General features: G+C 68.4%; 1 protein-coding gene. It reads left to right on the top strand.

All coding sequences use genetic code 11. From position 1 onward, the window contains the following. The first annotated feature begins 110 nt into the window (after positions 1-110). Positions 111-1,808 carry an NAD+ synthase gene (locus B4C31_RS01135; RefSeq protein WP_291530991.1) on the top strand — a complete coding sequence of 566 codons (1,698 nt, stop codon included), beginning with the start codon at positions 111-113 and terminating at the stop codon, positions 1,806-1,808. Positions 1,809-1,869: the final 61 nt, after the last annotated feature.

The following is a 1,869-nucleotide window of genomic DNA, read 5'->3' as shown; positions in this document are numbered from 1 at the left end:
GCACGTGGACCGGCTCCTCCCGCGCACGATGCGTCGAGCCGCAGGCGAGCCGGTGCGGGATGCGAATCCGCCGATGTCCGGTTGGGCGTATGGCGGCTAGACTGGGGGACATGACACAGATTCGCTTTGCCCTAGCCCAGATCGACACCTGCGTCGGCGACCTTGCCGGCAACGCCGCCAAGGTGCTCGATTACACCCGCCGCGCAGCCGGCGAGCACGCCCGCGTGGTCGTGTTCCCCGAGATGACCCTGACCGGCTACCCGATCGAGGACCTGGCGTTGCGCCGCACCTTCCGGCAGGCGGCATGGAACCAGGCGAACGAACTGGCCGCCGCGCTCGCCGCCGAAGGTCTGGGGGAGCTGTATGTGGCGGTCGGCACGGTCGGCACCGACCCCGAGACCTCCAAGCCGCGCAATCGCATGGTGGTCCTGCATGAGGGCGTGGTCTGGGCCGGCTATGACAAGCATTTCCTGCCGAACTACGGCGTGTTCGACGAGTTCCGCATCTTCTCTGCAGGGGACCGTTCGGTGGTCATCGACGTGGACGGCGCACGCATCGGCGTGGCGATCTGCGAGGACATCTGGCAGGACGGCGGACCCGTGGCCGAGCTGGCGGAACGGGGCATCGACCTGCTGCTGACGATGAACGGCTCGCCGTACGAGGAAGGCAAGACCCATACGCGGATGGAGCTGGCGATTCGCCGCGCCCGTGAGGTCGGCGCGCCGCTGATCTACCTGAACCAGGTGGGCGGGCAGGATGACCTGATCTTCGACGGTGGCAGCTTAGTGGTTGACTCGGATGGCACGCTGCTGGAGCGTTCCCCGATGTTCATGGAGGACCTGAGCTATTTCACGCTCGACACCGACGCCGCGCGTCAGACGCCGACCAGCATCGCCGCCGATCTGGATCCGGACGAGGAGGTCTACACGGCCTGCGTGCTGGGACTGAAGGACTACATGCGCAAGAACGGGTTCAAGGGCGTCACGCTCGGCCTGTCCGGCGGCATCGATTCGGCGCTGGTGGCCGCCATGGCCGCGGACGCCTGCGGCGGCGGGAACGTCTGGGGCATCTCGATGCCCAGCATGTACTCCTCCGACGGCTCGAAGGACGACGCCGCCGACCTGGCCGCGAACCTCGGCGCCCACTATGACATCCAGCCGATCGAACCGTTGTTCGCCGCGTTCCAGAGCCAGCTGGCGCTGGAGGGCGTGGCCGCCGAGAACCTGCAGGCGCGCATCCGCGGCGTCATCGTGATGGCCTACTCGAACGCCAAGGGGCTGCTGGCCCTGGCCACCGGCAACAAATCCGAGCTCGCCTGTGGGTATTCCACCATCTACGGCGATGCCGTCGGCGGGTACGCGCCGATCAAGGACCTGCTCAAGACGCGCGTGTGGGAGCTGGCCCGTTGGCGCAACAAGGCCGCCGCGGCCGGCATGGGCATCGGCGGACTGGCCGTGGTCGGCAACGAGCGGCGTGACGCCGGCGTGCCGCTGCCGGACGGCGTGATGATCCCCGTCAACAGCATCGTCAAGGCGCCCAGCGCCGAACTGCGCCCCGGACAGAAGGACTCCGACAGCCTGCCCGAATACGGGCTGCTGGACCGGGTGTTGTCCGCATACATCGAGCATGCGCACGGTCGGGCCGATCTGCTGGCCGACGGGTTCGACGAGGCCACCGTGGACACGGTGATGCGTCTGGTGGACCGCGCCGAGTGGAAGCGCCGGCAGTATCCGCTGGGACCGAAGGTCACGGCGCTCGCGTTCGGCCGGGACCGCAGGCTGCCGGTGACGACCGCGTTCCGTGAGTAGTGCGGCGACGGGTGACGGAGCGTGGTATGGCCCGCCGTGTCCTTGGTCGGGCACGGCGGGC

This window comes from Bifidobacterium sp. UBA4282, from assembly GCF_002394995.1.
In the GTDB taxonomy this organism is placed as follows: domain Bacteria; phylum Actinomycetota; class Actinomycetes; order Actinomycetales; family Bifidobacteriaceae; genus Bifidobacterium; species Bifidobacterium pullorum_B.
Note: the sequence above shows the minus strand (reverse complement) of the source record. Positions and strands in the feature narration are given on the sequence as shown.